Source organism: Enhydrobacter sp. (assembly GCF_030246845.1).
Taxonomy (GTDB): Bacteria; Pseudomonadota; Alphaproteobacteria; order Reyranellales; family Reyranellaceae; genus Reyranella.
Genome location: NZ_CP126889.1, coordinates 3057219 through 3073917, shown reverse-complemented (window position 1 = coordinate 3073917; position 16699 = coordinate 3057219). Strand labels below are relative to the sequence as shown.

The window sequence follows — 16699 nt, the reverse complement described above, 5'->3', positions numbered from 1 at the left end:
CCGATGTCCACGCTTTCCGCCGCCGGCGCGCGGTCCGCCCCCTCGTTCGCCATCGTCCTCCTTTCGATCGCAGCCTTCGCCTCCGCCGCCAACATGCGGATCGTCGATCCGCTGCTGGTCGAGCTCGGCCGCGAGTTCGGCGTCACGCCGGGCCGGGCCTCGATCGCGGCGACGCTGTTTCTGCTGGCCAACGGCGTGTTCGTGCTCGTGCACGGCCCCTTCGGCGACCGGCACGGCAAGATGCCGGTGGTCGCCATCGCCTGCGTGGGCGCCGCCCTCTGCTGCGTGGCGAGCGCGCTTTCGGTCTCGCTCGCGATGCTCGCGGCCACGCGCTTTCTTGCCGGCGTCACCAGCTCGGCCATCATTCCGCTCGCCATGGCGTGGGTCGGCGACAATGTCGGCTACGAGCGACGGCAGGCGACGCTGGCACGCTTCCTGAGCGGACAGACCCTGGGGCTGGCGACGGGTGCGGCCCTCGGTGGCGCCGTGGGCGACTGGCTGGGCTGGCGCGCCGTGTTCTGGATCCTGGCGACGATCTATTCGCTGGCCGGTGCGGCGCTTTTCGCCACCATGCGCGCCCGTCCTCACATTGCCCGGCCTGCTGTGCGCGCCGGCGGCTCGATGCTGAGCCAGATGATGGGTGTACTGCGCCGGCCATGGGCGCGCACCGTGATCCTCGTGGTCGCCCTGGAAGGCGGCGTCTTCTGGGGCTGCTTCACCTTCGTCGCCACCGATCTGCACCAGCGTTTCGGTCTCGGCTTCGCCTTCGTCGGTCTCGCGGTCGCGGCTTTCGGCAGCGGCGGCTTCATCTATGTGACGATCGCCCCGTATCTCGTGCGCCTGCTGGGTGAGCGTGGGCTATGCCTTTGGGGCGGCATGGGATTGAGCCTTGGCTTCGCCGTTCTGGCCCTCGCGTCCAATGCCATCGTGGCCTTCGTCGCGATCGTTGTGCTTGGCATCGCCTTTTACATGCTGCACAACACACTGCAGACCAACGGCACCCAGATGGCGCCCGAAGCGCGCGGCTCGGCGCTGGCGCTGTTCGCGCTTTGCCTGTTCGTGGGCCAGGCGATCGGCGTGCCGATTGCCGCGCCCATCGTCGACCGCTTTGGCGCCCCGCCGATCTTCTGGGCTGCGGCGCTCTTCCTGCCCATGCTCGCGATGTGGTTCGCGAGCGCGTTGAAACACCGTCGTCAGTTGGCCGGCGACACGCGGAACCGATAGGGCTCCTCGAGCTGCCTGCACTCCGCGTCGCTCAGTGCGATCTCGGTGGCCTTCGCCGCCGACATGAGCTGCTCCAGGTCGGTCGCGCCGATGATGGGCGCGCCCATGTAGGGCTTGGCGAGCAGCCAGGCGAGCGCGGCCTGGGCCGGCGTGCAGCCGCGCGCCGCCGCGATCCTCTTCAGCCGCTCGACGATCTCCCAGTCGCAGTCGCGATAGGTGCCGGGCTGGACCTGTGCATCGTTCTTCGACCGCTCGGTGGCGCCGCCGCCCTCCTTGCTGCGGTTGCCGGCGAGGAACCCGCGCGCCAGCGGCGAGTAGGGAATGAGACCAACGCCCTGCTCCTGGCAGAGCCGGTTCATCTCGCGTTCCTCCTCGCGCTGGATCAGGTTGAAGAGATTCTGCATGGCGATCGGCCGTGCATAGCCCTTCCAGTCGGCGATCATCACCATCTGCGCGAACTTATAGGCCGGCATGGTCGAGCCGCCGATGTAGCGCACCTTGCCTGAACGCACGATCTGGTCGAGCGAGTACATCGTCTCCTCCATCGGCGTATGGGGATCGAGCCGATGGACCTGATAGACGTCGATATAGTCGGTCTGCAGGCGCCGGAGCTGCTCGTCGACCGAAGCCATCAGGTGCTTGCGGCCGGTGCCCTGGTCGTTGGCGACGGGGCTCATCCGGATGCCGACCTTGGTCGAGAGCACGATCTCCTCGCGCTTGGCCATCTTCAGGAGCGTCGCGCCCATGATCTCCTCGGAGCGGCCAAAATTGTAGGTGTCCGCGGTGTCGAAGAAGGTGATGCCGACATCGAGGGCGCGCTTGAAATAGGCCGGCGCCTCGGCCTCGTCGAACTTGCCCCAGCCACGGCGCCCCTTGGCGCCCCACGAATTGCCGCCGAGACAGATGCGGCTCACGATCAGGCCCGAACGGCCAAGCGGTCCATATTTCATCGAGAGATCCCCCTTGTCGGGCCGAGCTTAAGGCCCCACTTTTCGCGAATGAAGGTCCTGATCGAATATTGCGGTGCTTGAGGCTACAAGCCGCAAGCCCTCCGTGTGAGGGAACGCCTCGAGAAACTGGGCACGACCGACGTCGAGCTGCGTCCCGGCAAGTCCGGCCAGTTCGACGTCACCGTCGACGGCACGCTGAAATACACCCGCGGCAAGACCGGCCGCTTCCCGACCGACGCCGAGATCGACGATCTGCTGGCCGGGTAAAGCTTTGCCGCGCACCTGCAGTGTCTCCCGAGCGCAGCGAGAGATCTTTTGTTTGCGCTATTAAAGATCCCTTCGTTCGGGATGACACGAGATAGCCGTTGCGCTTGCTCTCAGGCCGACAGGACTTCCTTGTTCACGACGTTGGCGGCGTTGGGCCGGCCGTCGAACACCGACAGGATGTTCTCGACGGCCGTGACGGCCATGCGGTCGCTCGCCTCCTTGGTGACGCCTGCCATGTGCGGGCTGAAGATGACGTTCTCGAGCGCGAACAGCTTGTTCTTGGGATCGGGCGGCTCGCGGTCGAGCACGTCGAGGCCGGCGCCGCGCAGCTTGCCGGTGCTGAGCGCGTTGTAGAGCGCCTCCTCGTTCACGATGCCGCCGCGGGCGGTGTTCACCAGGAACGCATCGGGCTTCATCAGGCCGAGCGTCTCGGCATTGAACATGTTCACCGTCTCCGGTGACTTGGGGCAGTGGACGGAGACGAAATCGACCTTGGGCAGGACCGCCTTGAGGTCCGTCACCTTGATGGCGCCGGCCTTCCTGATCTCGGCCTCGGAGATGTTGGGGTCGAGCACGTAGGTCTCCATCTCGAAGGCGACGCAGCGCTTCGCCGTGCGCGAGCCGATGCGGCCCATGCCGACCACCAGCACCGACTTGCCCGACAGATCGGCCGGCAGATCGGAAAGACGCTGGCCCCAGCCACCCTCGCGCACGAAGCGGTCGTGCTTCCTGGTGAGCCGCGCCGCCGCCAGCATCATGTACATCGCATGCTCGGCGACCGAGACCGAGTTGGCGATGCCGGTCGTCATGAGCGGAATCCTGCGCTTGTTGAGTGCGGGAATTTCGACCGCGTCGAAGCCGACCCCCAGGCGCGCCACCACCATCATGCCGGGCGCGGCGTCGAGCTCGGCCTGGCGGAAGGGCGTGGCGCCGAGCGTGACGGCGTTGGCGTCCTTGAGCCTGGGATGCAGCGAGGAAACCGAATCGTCGGTCAGGATCTCGTATTCGACATCGTCGCGCTTCTTCAGCACGTCGAGGCCGGCCTGCGGCATGCGGCCGACGATCAGGACTTTCTTGCGGTTCTTGCCGGAATTCGGGCCCGTAGACATCGTTTCCCCTGCGGTCATGGATCGAACGGCCGCGATCCTAGTGGCAGCCACGCCGCGAAGCCAGATCGGGCGCAAGCAATGTGACCGCGTTTCGCGAGGCAATCGTCCGCCGGTTCAAGGCAGGTAAGAGAGCGGCAGCCGGGTCGTCGATTTGATCTCCTCCATGGCGAACATGGAGGTGACGTCGGAAAGCTCGATCCTGGCGATCAGGCGCTTGTAGAAGGCGTCGTAGGCGTCGATGTCGGGCAGGGCGAGCCGGATCAGATAGTCGATCTCGCCGCTCATGCGGTAGCAATCCATCACTTCGGGAAACGATGCCACGGCCTTCGCGAAGCGGGCCAACCATTGGGCGTTGTGCTGGGCCGTGCGCACCGCCACGAACACCGTGACGCCGGCATTGACCGCCTTGCGATCGAGAAGCGCCACGCGTGCCCGGATGATCCCTTCCTCCGTCAGGCGGTTGATGCGGCGCCAGCAGGGCGTGGTCGACAGTCCCACCCGCCTCGCCACCTCCGCCAAAGGCATGTCCGAGTCGTCCTGCAGGCAATCCAGAATCTTCCGGTCAAAGGAATCTAGCAAAAATTTCGCCGGCATGGGCTTCTCTTTGGAATTTTGTTCTCGATACTGACGTCGACGAGGCGAAGCTTGCAACCCATTTTCAGGGTCCACCGCTAGACTTTCTCCATGTTGCGGCGCTTCACCGACCACCCCGCCTCGGTCAACGAGACCTATCTCGAGCACATGGGCATGGCATTCGGCTTCGGCGGGCGTATGCTTCTGGGAAGCCTCGCCTGCTTCGTGCACGGTCTCTTCCCGTGGCTCTGTCTCACCCGAGGCAGTGACACGATCCGCGGCCTGCATCGCCGCATGGTTAGCCACCGCGTGGTACAGCAGGAGCAGGCAGACAGGCCAATGGTCGCCGCCGAGTAGCCGGCAACCCGCCTTCTCGCGCGGCGTTTACCGAAAGGTGAACAAGCTCAGGGGGATGAGCATGGAAACGCCGCTGCGAGTGACCTTCCAAGGAGGCGAGACCAGCGAGGCGCTGGACGGTTTCGTCCGCGAGCATGTCGAGAGCCTGGAGAGGCTCTATGGGCGGATGACGGCCTGTCACGTCATCGTCCAGGTGCCCGACCGGCGCCATCGCACCAACAATCTCTATCGAGTCAACATCCACATGGTCCTGCCAGGCGGCATCAACATCGACATCGACCAGACGCCGCAGGCCGACGATCGCTACGCCATCCCGCAATTCGCCGTGAACGACGCCTTCCGCCGCGCCAAGCGCCTGCTGACGGACCGGGCGAAGAAGCAGCGCGGCGAGGTGAAGACCTTGCGCGAGCGTGTCGAACGCACGATCAACAGACCCGACCAGCAGTGACCGCACCGCTAGGGCGGGGACACGACCGGCGTCGGCAGGATCGCCGCCAGAGCCCGCTTGAGCGAGGTCGGCGTGGAGGCGGTGAGATCCTTCGGCACCTCGTGAGAGATCATGCGCCGAACGCGTGGCGACAGCAGACCGCGCAGCTCGCCGAGGCTGCGGGCCGGCGCCACGAGCACCAGCCGATCGAATTCGCCGCGTCTGCGGATGTCGTCCAGCGTCCTTGCAAGCGACTCGACGAACTTGTGCTTCTCGAGCTTGTGCAGGTCGTGCGTCTGTTCGTAGGCATGGCGCATGCGGCTGCTCGCTGAACGGAATCCCCGGCCGGGCTTGTCGGCGACGAGATCGCGCGTCGGCCGCCGGCTGGTCGGGGAGACCAGATCGAGCTGGCTCGCCGGCACGAGCTTGCGCGCGTCCTCGCTCGGCTCGAGGAAGCGGGCGCGCGCGCTGTCGGCCACCACGATCAGCGTGCGCTTGCGCAGTGGCTCCATCTGGGGCGCCGCCGGTAGGCGCGCCTTGCGCCGCGGTTTCATCACCGATTTGGCCATCGACAGCCTCCTTCGCGAGGACAGCCGACCCTGTTTCGCTTCAGGTGCGGCGGCGTTTCACGCCTTTTTCGTCGAGCCGTTCTCGCAGCAGCCCGACACGATCGCCGCCCCAGAAAAGCTCGCCCTCGAAGACGAAAGTCGGCACCCCGAAAACGCCCGAGCCCTCGGCCTCGTTGCGCAGGCGATCGTGCTCGGCGCCGCCCTCGCCTGCCAGGAAGGCGGCGAAGCCGGCGGGCGCCCCCGCTTCGACCAGCAGGCCCTCGACCGCTTCGACATTCTCCGGATCGAGGGCGCGGCGCCAGAAGCGGTCGAAGGCGAGATCGTTATAGCGGGGGAATGCGCGATGTTTCTGGGCGTAGAGCATGCCGGCATTGGCCGGGCGGGCGAAGTAGATCTTCTTCGGTCCCATCAGCGTCAGGCCCTGCTTGTTGGCGAAGCGGCGGGCGTCCATGTAGGCGTAGCGCACGCGTCGCCAGTGGTGCGGATCGCGCTCCTCGACCGAACCCTGGAACGAGGCGATGTCGAGCGTATAGGGCCGCCAGTGCAGGACGACCTCGTAGTCGGCCTCGAGCGCGTAGGCCCACGCCTTGGCGACGAAGGCGTAGGGGCTCACATAGTCGGACCAGAGGACGATTTCGGCGGGCATGGCTTATGCGGATGCGCGCGGTCCAGAAGAAGCTATCTCCGGTCCTTCGCCAGCTTGGTTTCCACCACGCGCGACCAAAGGGTGGCGCCCAGCGTCAGGATCTCGTCGTTGAAGTCGTAGCTTGGATTGTGGACCTCGCAGCCGCCCTCGCCGCCGCCATTGCCGATATTGATGAAGGCGCCGGGCACTTTCTCCAGCATGTAGGAGAAGTCCTCCGAAGCCATGACATAGGGCCCCTCCCGATTCATGTTCTCCTCACCGACGATGGAGGCGGCGACGTCGGCGATGAACTCCACCGAGTCCCGATCGTTCACCAGCGGCGGGAACACGACGCGCACATCGGGCTCCGCCGTGCCCCCCAGTGTCTTGGCGATGCCCCTGGAAATCGTCTCGATGCGCTCCTTGACCAGCGCCATCGTCTCCTTGCGGAAGGCGCGGATGGTGCCGCGCAGGACTGCCTCCTGCGGGATCACGTTGTAGGCGTCGCCGGCATGCATCTGCGTTACCGAGATCACAGCGGAGTCGAGCGGCGCCACGTTGCGCGACACCACACTCTGCAACGCGGATATGATCTGCGTGGCGATGATGACGGGATCGATGCCCGTCTCCGGCCGCGCCCCGTGCGCGCCCTTGCCGGTGATCCTGATGTCGAACAAGCCGCCGCCCGCCATCTGCGGACCGGGACGGATGGCGAACTTGCCGACATCGAGCTTGGGCCTGTTGTGCATGCCGAAGATCTGCTCGCAGGGAAACTTCTCGAAAAGGCCATCCTTCACCATGGCCTCGGCCCCGCCGCGGCCTTCCTCGGCCGGCTGGAAGATGAGGTGGACGGTGCCATCGAAGTTGCGCGTCGCCGAGAGATACTTGGCCGCCCCCAGGAGCATCGTCGTGTGGCCGTCGTGGCCGCAGGCATGCATGCGACCCTGATGGCGGCTGCGATAGTCGAAGGTGTTGTGCTCGTCCATCGGCAGCGCATCCATGTCGGCGCGCAGCCCGATCGCCTTTGGATTGTTGCCGACCCGGATGGTGCCCACGACACCGGTCTTGCCGATCCCGGTCGTGACCTCGCAGCCCCATTCCTTGAGCTTGCCGGCGACGATTTTCGATGTCCGGTCCTCCTCGAAGCCGAGCTCCGGATGGGCATGGATGTCGCGGCGGATGGCCGTCAGCTCGGCGGCGAAAGCGGCAATCTTCGGCTCGATTTTGGCAGGCATTCAGGACTCCAGCAGGAAAGAGGTCATTACACGCCGGAATTCGGCGCCATGCACGCTCGGATAGAAATGCCCGCCGTCCGGCAGGACATAGGCCCGGGCCCCGGGGATGAGACGCACCAGCTCTTCCGTGAAATAGAGCGGCGTCACCATGTCGTCGCGGGCGCAGATGGCGAGCGTGGGCGCCCGGACCTTCTGCAGCTCCGCCCGCCGGTCGTGCGCCACGATGGCGGCGATACGCGACAGCACGATCTCGGGAGCCGGAATCGTCTCCTTGGCTTTCGCCTCTGAGGCCGCGAGGTCAGCATCATGGTCGCGGATCCAGGCGGGCATGTTCAGCGCCAGCGCGCTCGCCTTTAGGTAGGCGGCCGGCCCCAGCTCGCGCAGCGTCTGGGAACGCACCTCAAAGAGACGGCGGAAGAAGGCGTCGGTTTTGGCCCAGGTGGCGCTCAGCACCAGCCGGTCGATACGGTGCGGATGCTCGATCGCCAGCACCTGGCCCATCGCCCCGCCGGTGGAATGGCCGCACCAATGGACCTTGTCGAAGCCCAGCCCCTCGATGAGCTGCAGTGCATCGTCGGCCATCTGCGTCACACTGTAGACGATGCGCGACAGCGTGCTGCGGGCCGTGCCGCGATGATCGTGCACCACCACGGTGAATTCCTCGGCAAGGCCGGAGACATGCTCGCTCCAGAAGCGGCCATCGCCGCCCAGTCCGGGCACGAGGAAAAGCGGCGGACCGCTGCCCGACTTCTCGTAGTAGAGCTCGGCGCCGTCGCGCAGCTTCAAATGCGGCATTCCATCCCCCTCCCGCGGTCTTCGGCGGGCGCGGCAGTATGCGCAGGCGGCGCCAGGCTTGGAAGCGTTGCCTCGAATGCCGAGGCCGCTAAGCTCCCGCTCCCCGAAATACAGCAAAAGGAAATCGCTCGATGCGTCCCCTGTCGACTGCCGCCGTCATGCTGGTCGCGCCGTTGGGCGCCTGCACGCAGCAAAGCGCGACGGTCACCGCTCCGGCGCCCATTGCGCGCCCGGCGCCGGACGACAAGATACCGCACGGCATCGCCTACACTTGCGAGGACCGCAAGGAGGTGCTGGTGGTCTATGCAAGGAACCGGGCGACCGTGACCTTCGAGAACAGGACATGGCGCACCGAGTATCAGCCCGTGGGCGATGGCTTTCGCTACGCCGACGCCTCCGTGCAATGGGTCGGCCGCGACGACCTTGCCTCGCTGCGCGAGAACTACGGCGGCAGCCGGCCGCTCGCCTGGAACTGCCGCCCGACGCGCCGTACGACTTAGACGTCGACGATGGTCTCGAAGCCGCCCCAGGCCATGCGCTTGGGATCGAAGGGCATCGAGTTGGCGCCGTCCGCCAGGCGCTTGTCGGACATGACCTTGGCGAGGACGCGGTCGCGGTGCGCGCGCGATTTGTAGACGATATAGGAGAACACCACGGTCTCGCCGGGCTTCGCCTTGGCAAGCTTGCCGAAGGGAACGCCCATCTTCACCTTGAGATCGTCGCCCGCGCATTCGCGGTATTCGAGCGCGCCGTGCTCGCGCCAGATCTTGCCGGCCTTGGCCGACAGGCGCTTGTACGCCGCCAGCTTGCGTCTGGGGACGGGCAGGACAAAACCATCGACATAGGCCATGCGTACTCCAATCGCTTAACTTTCTGGTTAACCATAAGCGAATTTCACAGCGTATGTCGACTGCCTATTTGAGCCAGAGGCGCAGGCCGTAGCCGACCAGGGCGGTGATGCCAACGCCTGCGGCCCACAGGCCCACGAACCAGAGCCACTGCCGGGCGGACGGCATCAATGATAGCCCTCGTGCCCGGTCTTGCCGCGGAACACCCAGTAGGCGTAGCCGGTGTAGGCAAGGATGATCGGCACCATGATGGCCGCGCCGACCAGCATGAATTCCAGGCTGGCCGGCGGCGCTGCCGCATCCCAGATGGTGACGGCGCGCGGCACCACGTAGGGATAGAGGCTGACGCCGAGGCCGGCGAGACCAAGTGCGAACAGGGCGAGCGCGATCAGGAACGGCCAATGGTCGTGCCGGTAGCGCAGCGCGAAGAAGAAGGCGACCGAGGCGATCGCGACCAGCAGCGGCACCTGCGCGGTGAACAGGACCTGCGGCCAGTCGAACCAGCGCGTCGCGTACTCGTTGCTGAGGAAAGGCGTCGCCGCGCTCACCGCCGCCATGCCGACAATGGTCGCGATACCGAAGCGAAGCGCCAGGCGATGGCAATGGTCCTGCAGCGTGCCCTCGCTCTTCATGATCAGCCATGTCGCGCCCAGGAGCGCGTAGCCGCACACGAGGCTCACTCCGACGAGCACGCTGAACGGCGACAGCCAGTCCCACCAGCCGCCGGCATAGGCGTTGTCATGCACGGCGATGCCCTGCAGCAGGCCGCCGAGCGTGATGCCCTGCGCCAGTGCCGCGACGATCGAGCCCAGCGTAAAGCCCGCATCCCAGTATTTGCGATGGCGCGCATCGCGCCAGCGGAACTCGAAGGCAACGCCGCGGAAGATCAGCGCCAGCAGCATGGCGACGATCGGCGTATACAGCGCGGACAGGATGATGCCGTAGGCGATCGGGAACGCGGCCATCAGCCCGCCGCCGCCCAGCACCAGCCAGGTCTCGTTGCCGTCCCAGACCGGCGCGATCGAGTTCATGGCGCTGTTGCGCTCCTGTCCTTCGGCAAAGAACGGAAACAGGATGCCGATGCCGAGATCGAAGCCGTCCATCACGACATAGGCGAAGATCGCGAAGGTGATGATGAAGGCCCAGATGATGGGCAGATCGAACGCGATCGGCATGGTCATGTCCTCCGGCCTGCCGCGACGGCGGGCGCCGGCGTGATGCCGGCCGCATGGGTCGGCACGGCGTCGGGCCCGGCCTCGTCCTCGTGCGGCGTCTGACCCATCAGCCGCAGGACATAGAGGATGCCGGCACCGAACACGATGAAGTAGACGACGATGAAGGCGACGAGCGATGAAGCGACCGCTGGCGCCTGCAGCGGCGACACGGAATCGGCCGTGCGCAACAGGCCATAAACGGTATAGGGCTGTCGGCCGACCTCGGTCGTCACCCATCCGGCGATCACCGCGACAAATCCGGCCGGTCCCATGACCAGGGCGAGCCGGTGCAACCACTTCCAGTCGTAGAGGCCGCGCCAGAGCCGGGCGAGCAGGCTCCAGGCGCCCAAGAGCAGCATCAGCAGGCCGAGTCCGACCATGACCCGGAACGACCAGAACACGGTCGCCACGGGCGGCCATTCGCTGCGCGGCACCGTATCGAGGCCCTTGAGCGGTGCGTCGAGCGAATGCTTCAGGATCAGCGACGAAAGCTTGGGCACCGACACCTCGTCGCGCACCTTGGCGGCCGCCTGATCAGGCCAGCCGAACAGGATCAGCGGCGCGCCATCGGGATGGCTCTCGAAGTGGCCTTCCATCGCCATCACCTTGATCGGCTGGTATTCGAGCGTGTTGAGGCCGTGCTGGTCGCCGAGCAGGATCTGGATCGGCGCCGTCACGGTGATCATGCCCATCGCCATGGAGAACATGACGCGCACACCCTCGCCTTTCCGTCCGCGCAACAGATGCCACGCCGCGACCGCGCCGACGGCCAGCGCCGTCGTAAGGTAGGAGGCCGTCACGGTGTGCGCCAAGCGATAGGGAAACGACGGATTGAAGATGATTTGCCACCAGTCAGCAGGCACGAACTGGCCATTCGCCGCGACCGTGTGGCCGACCGGCGTCTGCATCCAGCTGTTGGCGGCAAGGATCCAGAAGGCGGAGATCAGCGTGCCGACGGCAACCGCGAGCGTCGCCACGAAGTGCAGCCCCCGTCCGACACGGTTCATGCCGAACAGCATGACGCCGAGAAAGCCGGCCTCGAGGAAGAAGGCCGTGAGCACCTCGTAGGCCATCAGCGGACCGACCACGGGACCGGCCTTCTGGGAATAGACCGCCCAGTTGGTGCCGAACTGGTAGGACATGACGATCCCCGACACCACGCCCATGCCGAAGACCAGCGAGAAGATCTTCAGCCAGTACTTGAAAAGGTTGAGGTACGCGGCGCGCCCGGTGACAAGCCACATCGCCTCCAGCACGGCGAGGTAGCTCGCGAGACCGATCGTGAACGACGGGAAGACGAAGTGGAACGAAACAGTGAAGGCGAACTGCAGCCGCGCCAGCAGGGTTGCGTCGAAAGCTTCGAACATGCTGCCATCTCAATCACAGGAACGACGTTAGACGATGCGAGACGCTGACGCAGGCGCGTTCAAGGCGACCGTGAGGACTTCCAGAGCGCTTACGAGATCGGCACGGCCGCGCGCAACTCCAAGTGCGACACGGACAGCATGCTCCGGTGCGTTGTCGACACTAAAGCTGTCGCTCGTCACCAGCGCAAGTCCCTGGCGCTGGATATGGGCCGCGAACTCCGTACGATTCCAGGCCGAAGGCAGCGTCAGCCAAAGATGATGGCCTCTGGGATGGGCCTTGTAGACCTGGCCGAGCAGCGCCTTTGCCGCGAGCTTCTGTCGCGCCGCGGCTTCGGCCGTGATGGCCGCGATGATCGCGTCAGCACTGCCATCGGCCAGCCAGCGCAAGACGAGCGCCACCGTCAACGGTACCGGCATCTGCGCGACCGCACGCAGCGCATTGGCGAAGGCGGCCGCCGCCGTGCGATCGGGCGCCAGCACGAGCGACACGCGCAAGCCAGGGGCGATGCACTTCGAGAAGCTCGCGGCGAGATAGCTGCGCTCGGGAATGAGCGTGGCGATCGGTTGCGCCCGGGGCTCGAGACAACCGTAGGCATCGTCCTCGATCAGCACCAGGTTGCGGCGGCGAATGACGGCCGCGAGTTCTTCCCGGCGCGCCTGGGTCACCGTCACCGTCGTCGGATTGTGTAGCGTGGGAATGAGATACACGGCCTTGGGCACATGGTGCCTGCAAGCTTCGTCGAGTGCGGCGGCATCCATCCCCTGATCGTCGGCCGCGACACCGACGAGACGCACCCCGACAGCGGCCGCGGCCGCCTTGAATCCCGGATAGGTGAGACGATCCGTGAGCACGACGTCACCCGGCCGGGTGAGCGTGAGCAGCAGGCTCATGAGCGCCACCTGTGTGCCGGGTGAGATCAGCAGCGTCGCCGCGGTCGCGATGCGCACGCGCCGCCGCAACCAGTCCGCCGCCACACCTCGATCGCGCTCGCTCCCGCCCGATTGCTGATAGCTCAGGAAATCGCTGATGCCGTAGTCGTGCCGCAAGGCGGCCAGGCCGCGGGTGAGCCGGCCTTCGAGATCGGCCTCGATCGGCTCGGGGGGCAGGTTCATCGACAGGTCGAACTCGATGCCGGCCGCCGCCGAACGCGGCGCACGCATCCGGCTCTCGGCGACGAACGTTCCCTGGCCCACCCGGGCTTCGGTCAAGCCACGGCGGCGCGCCTCGCCGTAGGCGCGCGTGACGGTCGTGAGATCGACGCCGAGCGCGCTCGCCAGCGCGCGATGCGTGGGCAGGCGCTCGCCACGATGCAGCCGACCCGAGGCGATGTCGGCCGCCAGGGCATCGACGATGCTCTCATAGACCGGTCCGCGCCGATCGCTGAGTGTAGGGCGCCAATCCATACAACATTCCCATTTTGATATTGATTGTATGGCAACTTGTACGGATATACAAGTTGCTCAAACCGGAGACGTGATATGTCGCTATCGGCGAAGGGAGCCGGCAACTGGCTGACACGCGGCTTGCGCGGCCGCTGCCCGGCTTGCGGCGAAGGCAACCTGTTCCGCGCCTTCGTGAAGGTTGCCGAGCGCTGCGCAAGCTGTGGCGAGGCGCTCCATCATCACCGTGCCGACGATTTTCCGGCCTATCTCGTGATCGTCCTGGTCGGTCATATCGTCGTGCCGCTCGCGATGTGCGTCGAGATCGCCTACACGCCGCCCTACTGGCTGCATGCCGTGTTGTGGTTGCCCTTGGTGCTGGGCCTGGGCATCGGCCTGCTTCGGCCGACCAAGGGGATGATCGTCGCCCTGCAATGGCAGATGGGCATGCACGGCTTCGCCGAAGCGAAGCGGGCCAGAGCCTAGTTCCAGGCGGCGAACACGTCGATAATCGCTGGCCGGTCCAATCCGGCGCGCAGGCAGGTTTCGAGCAGGACGCGCGCTTTCAACGGATGCAGCCGGCCGCCCCAGATCAGGCCCGCCTTGCGCAGGGCGATCTCCGAGCTCGGCCCGCCGTAGGTCTTTTCAAGCAGCGGCCCACCGCCGGCGCGCGGCGAAACGACAGCCGGCATCGCCGCGGCAAGTCGGACGAGGATGTCGGTCGCACGCTCGGGCGTATGGCCGCCGCCCATGGCCGCGATCACTGCGCCGCGATAGCCGAGGCGATCAGGTGCCGCGAGCATCGCCTCGACCAGCCCGCCCGGCTCGTCGAGCGCCATCCAGAGCAGCGCCACGGGCGAGGCTTTGCCAGGCACTGTGTTGCCAAGGCGCCGGCGCGCCGTGACGATTGCGTCGCGCACCGGCAGCGAGAGCGGGACGACACGGTCCTCGACCAACGCCGCGAGCGGCCCAGTCTGGGTGGAAGCAAAGGCGTTGATCCGGGTCGGATGGACCTTGAGCACATCCGCGGCCGCGTACACCTCGTCGAGCATCACCGCCATGACGCCCAACGCCTTGGCATGCGTCCGCACCCACGGATCGGTCGCGACTCGCACCGCAGCCAGCAGATTGCCGGGCCCGTCCGGCGAGGTCAGCGCAGGATTGCGCATCGCCGCCGTCACGACCACCGGCACATCGAGATCGAGCAACAGGTCGAGCAGGAAGCCCGTCTCCTCCAGCGTGTCGGTGCCTTGTGTCACGACGATGCCGTCCGCCTCGAGCGCGCGGATCCGGCTGGCAAGGGCGTGAATCTGGTCGAAGGAAAGCGAATGGCTGCCGACGCGCGACACGGTCTCGGCCTCGATCTCGGCGATCTTGCCGAGCGTCGGCACGGCCGCCACCAGATCGTCGGCGCCCAATCCCATCTGCATGGCACCCGCCGCGTCGGGACGTGTGGCAATGGTGCCGCCGAGGGCCAGGACATGGATGCGCGGCTTGGTCATGTTTCGAGCTTCAGCGAGTTGAAGAAGCGCTCGGCATCGGGGCCGGACACGGAGCGGGCCGGTCCCAGGAAGGCAAGCGAGACGAAACGTCTGCCCTTCAGGAGCACGAGCTGTCGCAAGGCATTGCCGCCGCGCAAGGAACCGGTGGACGCGACGGCCGCCGCGCCCTGCATCGGCCGCCAGTCGACCCTGCTCCATTTGCCGCCTTCGAGGCTGCGCGCCCGGCTGTCGAGCGCAGCCTGCAGGATGGCGCGCGGGTTGGCGGCATTGACGTCGCCAGGATAGAGCGCGCTCTGCGCCACGTAGGAAAAACCCCCGGCGTCGAGGCTGTAGGAGTGGAGCTGAAACGGCGTTCCGTGCGCCGATACGTCGCTCACGATGCGATGATCCGGAATGCCCGGCATCTGCACGGTGAAGACATTGTCCTCGACCTCGACGCCGTACCATTGCTCCGGCAGGCGCAGCGGCGTTTGCGCCTCGCCCGGCAATGCCAGCGCGAGCATCGGCAAGGCGAGGAGCCCACGACGAAAAAGAGTCATTCCGCGGCCAGCGGAACGCCGAACTTCTCGCGCGCCTCCGCAGGCGTATAGTAGCCACGCGCGATGTCGCGTGCGACCAGCTCGGGCTTGCGCCGGGCGGGATCGCCGAAGCCGCCGCCGCCCGGCGTCGACACCCGGACCACGTCGCCGGCGCCGATCCGGATATCCTGGTCCTTGGAAAGATGCGGCGGCCGATAGGTTTTGCCGCCTTGCGTCACGAGCACCGTATTGGTGCCGCCGTCGCGGCCGCCCAGCACGCCCTGTGGGCCGGTACGGCCATGATCCATCACCATTGACACGCGCGCCTCGCCGCGGCGCAGCCTGATCGCGTAGTTGATACCGAACCCGCCGCGATATTCGCCGGCGCCGCCCGATCCTTCGCGCAGCGAGAACTCCTCGAACAGAACCGGATAGAACTGCTCCAGCACCTCGACCGGCGGCATCTTGGAGATGCCGATCGTGGAGCAGCCGTTGGAGAGGCCATCGCCGCCCCGGAAGCCGCCGTAACCGCCGCCGGTGAAGAGATACATGATGTAGTTGCGCTTGCGCTCGGGGTCGTAGCCACCGACGCCAAGGTTGCCCGAGGTGCCGGCAGGCGCCGCGAAGAGGAGGTCGGGGATGGCGTGCGTCAGCGCGGCGAATACCGCCTCGGCGATGCGCTGGCTCACCTCGGCCGCACAACCCGAGACGGGACGCGGATATCTGGCGTAGAGGAAGGTGCCCTCCGGATCGACAACGTGCAGCGGCTCGAAGGTGCCGGCATTGATGGGCACCTCGGGGAAGATGTGCTTGATGGCGAGATAGATCGCCGACCGGGTGGTGGCGATCACGCTGTTCATCGGTCCGCGGCAGGGCGGGCTGGAGCCGGTCATGTCGAAGGTGAGGTCCTCGCCCTTCTTCGTGACCTTCATCCGGATGGTGAGCGGCTCGTCGACCACGCCGTCGCTGTCGACCTGGGAACTGCCTTCGTAGACTCCGTCGGGGATGGCCGCGATCCTGGCCCGCATCTGGCGCTCGGCGCGATGGCGCATCTCGGCGATCGCCTGGCGCACCGTGGCGGCGCCGTAGCGGTCGATCAGCGCCGTGAGCCGCTGCTCGCCGGTCGTGAGGGCGGCCGCCTGCGCCTTGATGTCGCCGATGCGCTGGTCGGCGATGCGGATGTTGCTCAGGATGATCGACAGGATCTCCTGGTCCATCTCGCCCTTCTTGAAGAACTTGATCGGCGGCAGGCGCAGGCCTTCCTGCTCGACCTCTGTGGCGCTCGCCGAGAAGCCGCCCGGCACCATGCCGCCGACATCGGGCCAGTGCCCCGTGTTGGCGAGCCAGGCGAACAGCTCGCCCTTGTAGAAGAAGGGCTTCACGAAGCGCACGTCCATCAGATGCGTGCCGCCGAGGTAGGGATCGTTGACGATGAACACGTCGCCCGGATCGACCCTGCCGGCATAGTGGGTTTTCACCCGATCGATCACCGCTCGGGTCGAGAACTGCATGGTGCCGACGAACACCGGCAGGCCGAGCTCTCCCTGCGCGATCAGCGCGCCGTCCTCGGCGGCATAGATGCCGTCGGAACGGTCCATGCCCTCCGAGATCACCGGCGAGAAGGCCGAGCGCACGAAGGCGAGATCCATCTCGTTGCAGACCTGGATCAGGCCGTTCTGGATGACCGTCAGGGTCACGGGATCGAGGTTCGACATGGCAGCAATGACTAGCACAGCCCC

The 16699-nt window shown here is 66.3% G+C and carries 19 protein-coding genes and 1 pseudogene; 6 read left to right on the top strand and 14 right to left on the bottom strand.

Features of this window, described 5'->3' with window-relative positions; all coding sequences use genetic code 11:
* The first annotated feature begins 3 nt into the window (after window positions 1-3).
* Complete coding sequence (locus OJF58_RS15410; protein ID WP_300778576.1) at window positions 4-1224, top strand: MFS transporter; 1221 nt, start codon at window positions 4-6, stop codon at window positions 1222-1224.
* Here the strand turns inward: OJF58_RS15410 and OJF58_RS15405 are convergent.
* Window positions 1194-2174, bottom strand: a complete 981-nt coding sequence (locus OJF58_RS15405) for an aldo/keto reductase (protein ID WP_300778575.1) — start codon at window positions 2172-2174, stop codon at window positions 1194-1196. The two genes, OJF58_RS15410 and OJF58_RS15405, sit on opposite strands and share 31 nt — an antisense overlap.
* A 93-nt stretch (window positions 2175-2267) precedes the next feature.
* Between OJF58_RS15405 and OJF58_RS15400 the strand changes: the two are divergent.
* A pseudogene (locus OJF58_RS15400) lies at window positions 2268-2441 on the top strand (Rdx family protein); the annotation flags it as partial.
* 110 nt (window positions 2442-2551) lie between these two features.
* Here OJF58_RS15400 and OJF58_RS15395 read toward each other — a convergent pair.
* Window positions 2552-3550 carry a hydroxyacid dehydrogenase gene (locus OJF58_RS15395; RefSeq protein ID WP_300778573.1) on the bottom strand — a complete coding sequence of 333 codons (999 nt, stop codon included), beginning with the start codon at window positions 3548-3550 and terminating at the stop codon, window positions 2552-2554.
* Between the two features lie 114 nt (window positions 3551-3664).
* Window positions 3665-4144 (bottom strand): Lrp/AsnC family transcriptional regulator, encoded by a 480-nt coding sequence (locus tag OJF58_RS15390; protein ID WP_300785286.1) that lies wholly within the window; start codon window positions 4142-4144, stop codon window positions 3665-3667.
* Between the two features lie 90 nt (window positions 4145-4234).
* Between OJF58_RS15390 and OJF58_RS15385 the strand changes: the two genes are divergently transcribed.
* Window positions 4235-4480: a DUF6356 family protein gene (locus OJF58_RS15385; protein WP_300778572.1), complete on the top strand. Its 246-nt coding sequence runs from the start codon at window positions 4235-4237 to the stop codon at window positions 4478-4480.
* A 61-nt stretch (window positions 4481-4541) separates the two neighbouring features.
* Entirely contained in the window at window positions 4542-4928 is a 387-nt protein-coding gene (locus tag OJF58_RS15380) for an HPF/RaiA family ribosome-associated protein (RefSeq protein ID WP_300778571.1), read from the top strand.
* Between the two features lie 8 nt (window positions 4929-4936).
* Here the strand turns inward: OJF58_RS15380 and OJF58_RS15375 are convergent, their stop codons facing one another.
* From OJF58_RS15375 to OJF58_RS15360, 4 genes are read right to left on the bottom strand one after another with little or no spacing between them, the layout of a single operon-like run.
* A complete protein-coding gene (locus OJF58_RS15375) occupies window positions 4937-5476 on the bottom strand; it encodes a host attachment protein (RefSeq protein ID WP_300778570.1) in 540 nt (179 codons plus the stop codon).
* Between the two features lie 40 nt (window positions 5477-5516).
* Entirely contained in the window at window positions 5517-6122 is a 606-nt protein-coding gene (locus tag OJF58_RS15370) for a DsbA family protein (protein WP_300778569.1), read from the bottom strand.
* 32 nt (window positions 6123-6154) lie between these two features.
* Window positions 6155-7336: a M20 aminoacylase family protein gene (locus OJF58_RS15365; RefSeq protein ID WP_300778568.1), complete on the bottom strand. Its 1182-nt coding sequence runs from the start codon at window positions 7334-7336 to the stop codon at window positions 6155-6157.
* Window positions 7337-8131, bottom strand: a complete 795-nt coding sequence (locus OJF58_RS15360) for an alpha/beta fold hydrolase (protein ID WP_300778567.1) — start codon at window positions 8129-8131, stop codon at window positions 7337-7339.
* Between the two features lie 131 nt (window positions 8132-8262).
* Between OJF58_RS15360 and OJF58_RS15355 the strand changes: the two genes are divergently transcribed.
* Complete coding sequence (locus OJF58_RS15355; RefSeq protein WP_300778566.1) at window positions 8263-8631, top strand: MliC family protein; 369 nt, start codon at window positions 8263-8265, stop codon at window positions 8629-8631.
* Here the strand turns inward: OJF58_RS15355 and OJF58_RS15350 are convergent.
* The 4 genes from OJF58_RS15350 to OJF58_RS15335 form a co-directional block, all read right to left on the bottom strand.
* Window positions 8628-8981: a DUF1428 domain-containing protein gene (locus OJF58_RS15350; protein ID WP_300778565.1), complete on the bottom strand. Its 354-nt coding sequence runs from the start codon at window positions 8979-8981 to the stop codon at window positions 8628-8630. The two genes, OJF58_RS15355 and OJF58_RS15350, sit on opposite strands and share 4 nt — an antisense overlap.
* A 165-nt stretch (window positions 8982-9146) precedes the next feature.
* Window positions 9147-10154: a cytochrome d ubiquinol oxidase subunit II gene (gene cydB / locus OJF58_RS15345; RefSeq protein ID WP_300785284.1), complete on the bottom strand. Its 1008-nt coding sequence runs from the start codon at window positions 10152-10154 to the stop codon at window positions 9147-9149.
* Window positions 10155-10156: 2 nt separating this feature from the next.
* Window positions 10157-11560: a cytochrome ubiquinol oxidase subunit I gene (locus tag OJF58_RS15340; protein WP_300778564.1), complete on the bottom strand. Its 1404-nt coding sequence runs from the start codon at window positions 11558-11560 to the stop codon at window positions 10157-10159.
* Window positions 11561-11587: 27 nt separating this feature from the next.
* Window positions 11588-12964 carry a PLP-dependent aminotransferase family protein gene (locus tag OJF58_RS15335; protein ID WP_300778563.1) on the bottom strand — a complete coding sequence of 459 codons (1377 nt, stop codon included), beginning with the start codon at window positions 12962-12964 and terminating at the stop codon, window positions 11588-11590.
* 75 nt (window positions 12965-13039) lie between these two features.
* Here OJF58_RS15335 and OJF58_RS15330 point away from each other — a divergent pair, with 75 nt between their 5' ends.
* Window positions 13040-13426, top strand: a complete 387-nt coding sequence (locus tag OJF58_RS15330) for a DUF983 domain-containing protein (RefSeq protein WP_300778562.1) — start codon at window positions 13040-13042, stop codon at window positions 13424-13426.
* Here the strand turns inward: OJF58_RS15330 and OJF58_RS15325 are convergent.
* Genes OJF58_RS15325 through OJF58_RS15315 form a run of 3 tightly spaced genes read right to left on the bottom strand, consistent with a single transcriptional unit; the run spans window position 13423 to window position 16675 of the window.
* Window positions 13423-14442 (bottom strand): asparaginase, encoded by a 1020-nt coding sequence (locus OJF58_RS15325; protein WP_300778561.1) that lies wholly within the window; start codon window positions 14440-14442, stop codon window positions 13423-13425. The genes OJF58_RS15330 and OJF58_RS15325 overlap by 4 nt on opposite strands.
* Window positions 14439-14981, bottom strand: coding sequence for a hypothetical protein (locus OJF58_RS15320; RefSeq protein ID WP_300778560.1), 543 nt, complete (start codon window positions 14979-14981; stop codon window positions 14439-14441). The genes OJF58_RS15325 and OJF58_RS15320 overlap by 4 nt, the downstream gene beginning before the upstream one ends.
* Window positions 14978-16675: a hydantoinase B/oxoprolinase family protein gene (locus tag OJF58_RS15315; RefSeq protein ID WP_300778559.1), complete on the bottom strand. Its 1698-nt coding sequence runs from the start codon at window positions 16673-16675 to the stop codon at window positions 14978-14980. The genes OJF58_RS15320 and OJF58_RS15315 overlap by 4 nt, the downstream gene beginning before the upstream one ends.
* Window positions 16676-16699 lie beyond the last annotated feature (24 nt).

Coding starts and splice junctions, on each gene's coding strand:
- OJF58_RS15370 (WP_300778569.1), bottom strand. CDS start 6,122: ATGCCCGCCGAAATCGTCCTCTGGTCCGACTATGTGAGCCCCTACGCC.
- OJF58_RS15375 (WP_300778570.1), bottom strand. CDS start 5,476: ATGGCCAAATCGGTGATGAAACCGCGGCGCAAGGCGCGCCTACCGGCG.
- OJF58_RS15340 (WP_300778564.1), bottom strand. CDS start 11,560: ATGTTCGAAGCTTTCGACGCAACCCTGCTGGCGCGGCTGCAGTTCGCC.
- OJF58_RS15315 (WP_300778559.1), bottom strand. CDS start 16,675: ATGTCGAACCTCGATCCCGTGACCCTGACGGTCATCCAGAACGGCCTG.
- OJF58_RS15360 (WP_300778567.1), bottom strand. CDS start 8,131: ATGCCGCATTTGAAGCTGCGCGACGGCGCCGAGCTCTACTACGAGAAG.
- OJF58_RS15390 (WP_300785286.1), bottom strand. CDS start 4,144: ATGCCGGCGAAATTTTTGCTAGATTCCTTTGACCGGAAGATTCTGGAT.
- OJF58_RS15355 (WP_300778566.1), top strand. CDS start 8,263: ATGCGTCCCCTGTCGACTGCCGCCGTCATGCTGGTCGCGCCGTTGGGC.
- OJF58_RS15405 (WP_300778575.1), bottom strand. CDS start 2,174: ATGAAATATGGACCGCTTGGCCGTTCGGGCCTGATCGTGAGCCGCATC.
- OJF58_RS15365 (WP_300778568.1), bottom strand. CDS start 7,336: ATGCCTGCCAAAATCGAGCCGAAGATTGCCGCTTTCGCCGCCGAGCTG.
- OJF58_RS15380 (WP_300778571.1), top strand. CDS start 4,542: ATGGAAACGCCGCTGCGAGTGACCTTCCAAGGAGGCGAGACCAGCGAG.
- OJF58_RS15320 (WP_300778560.1), bottom strand. CDS start 14,981: ATGACTCTTTTTCGTCGTGGGCTCCTCGCCTTGCCGATGCTCGCGCTG.
- OJF58_RS15335 (WP_300778563.1), bottom strand. CDS start 12,964: ATGGATTGGCGCCCTACACTCAGCGATCGGCGCGGACCGGTCTATGAG.
- OJF58_RS15385 (WP_300778572.1), top strand. CDS start 4,235: ATGTTGCGGCGCTTCACCGACCACCCCGCCTCGGTCAACGAGACCTAT.
- OJF58_RS15325 (WP_300778561.1), bottom strand. CDS start 14,442: ATGACCAAGCCGCGCATCCATGTCCTGGCCCTCGGCGGCACCATTGCC.
- OJF58_RS15395 (WP_300778573.1), bottom strand. CDS start 3,550: ATGTCTACGGGCCCGAATTCCGGCAAGAACCGCAAGAAAGTCCTGATC.
- cydB (WP_300785284.1), bottom strand. CDS start 10,154: ATGCCGATCGCGTTCGATCTGCCCATCATCTGGGCCTTCATCATCACC.
- OJF58_RS15330 (WP_300778562.1), top strand. CDS start 13,040: ATGTCGCTATCGGCGAAGGGAGCCGGCAACTGGCTGACACGCGGCTTG.
- OJF58_RS15350 (WP_300778565.1), bottom strand. CDS start 8,981: ATGGCCTATGTCGATGGTTTTGTCCTGCCCGTCCCCAGACGCAAGCTG.
- OJF58_RS15410 (WP_300778576.1), top strand. CDS start 4: ATGTCCACGCTTTCCGCCGCCGGCGCGCGGTCCGCCCCCTCGTTCGCC.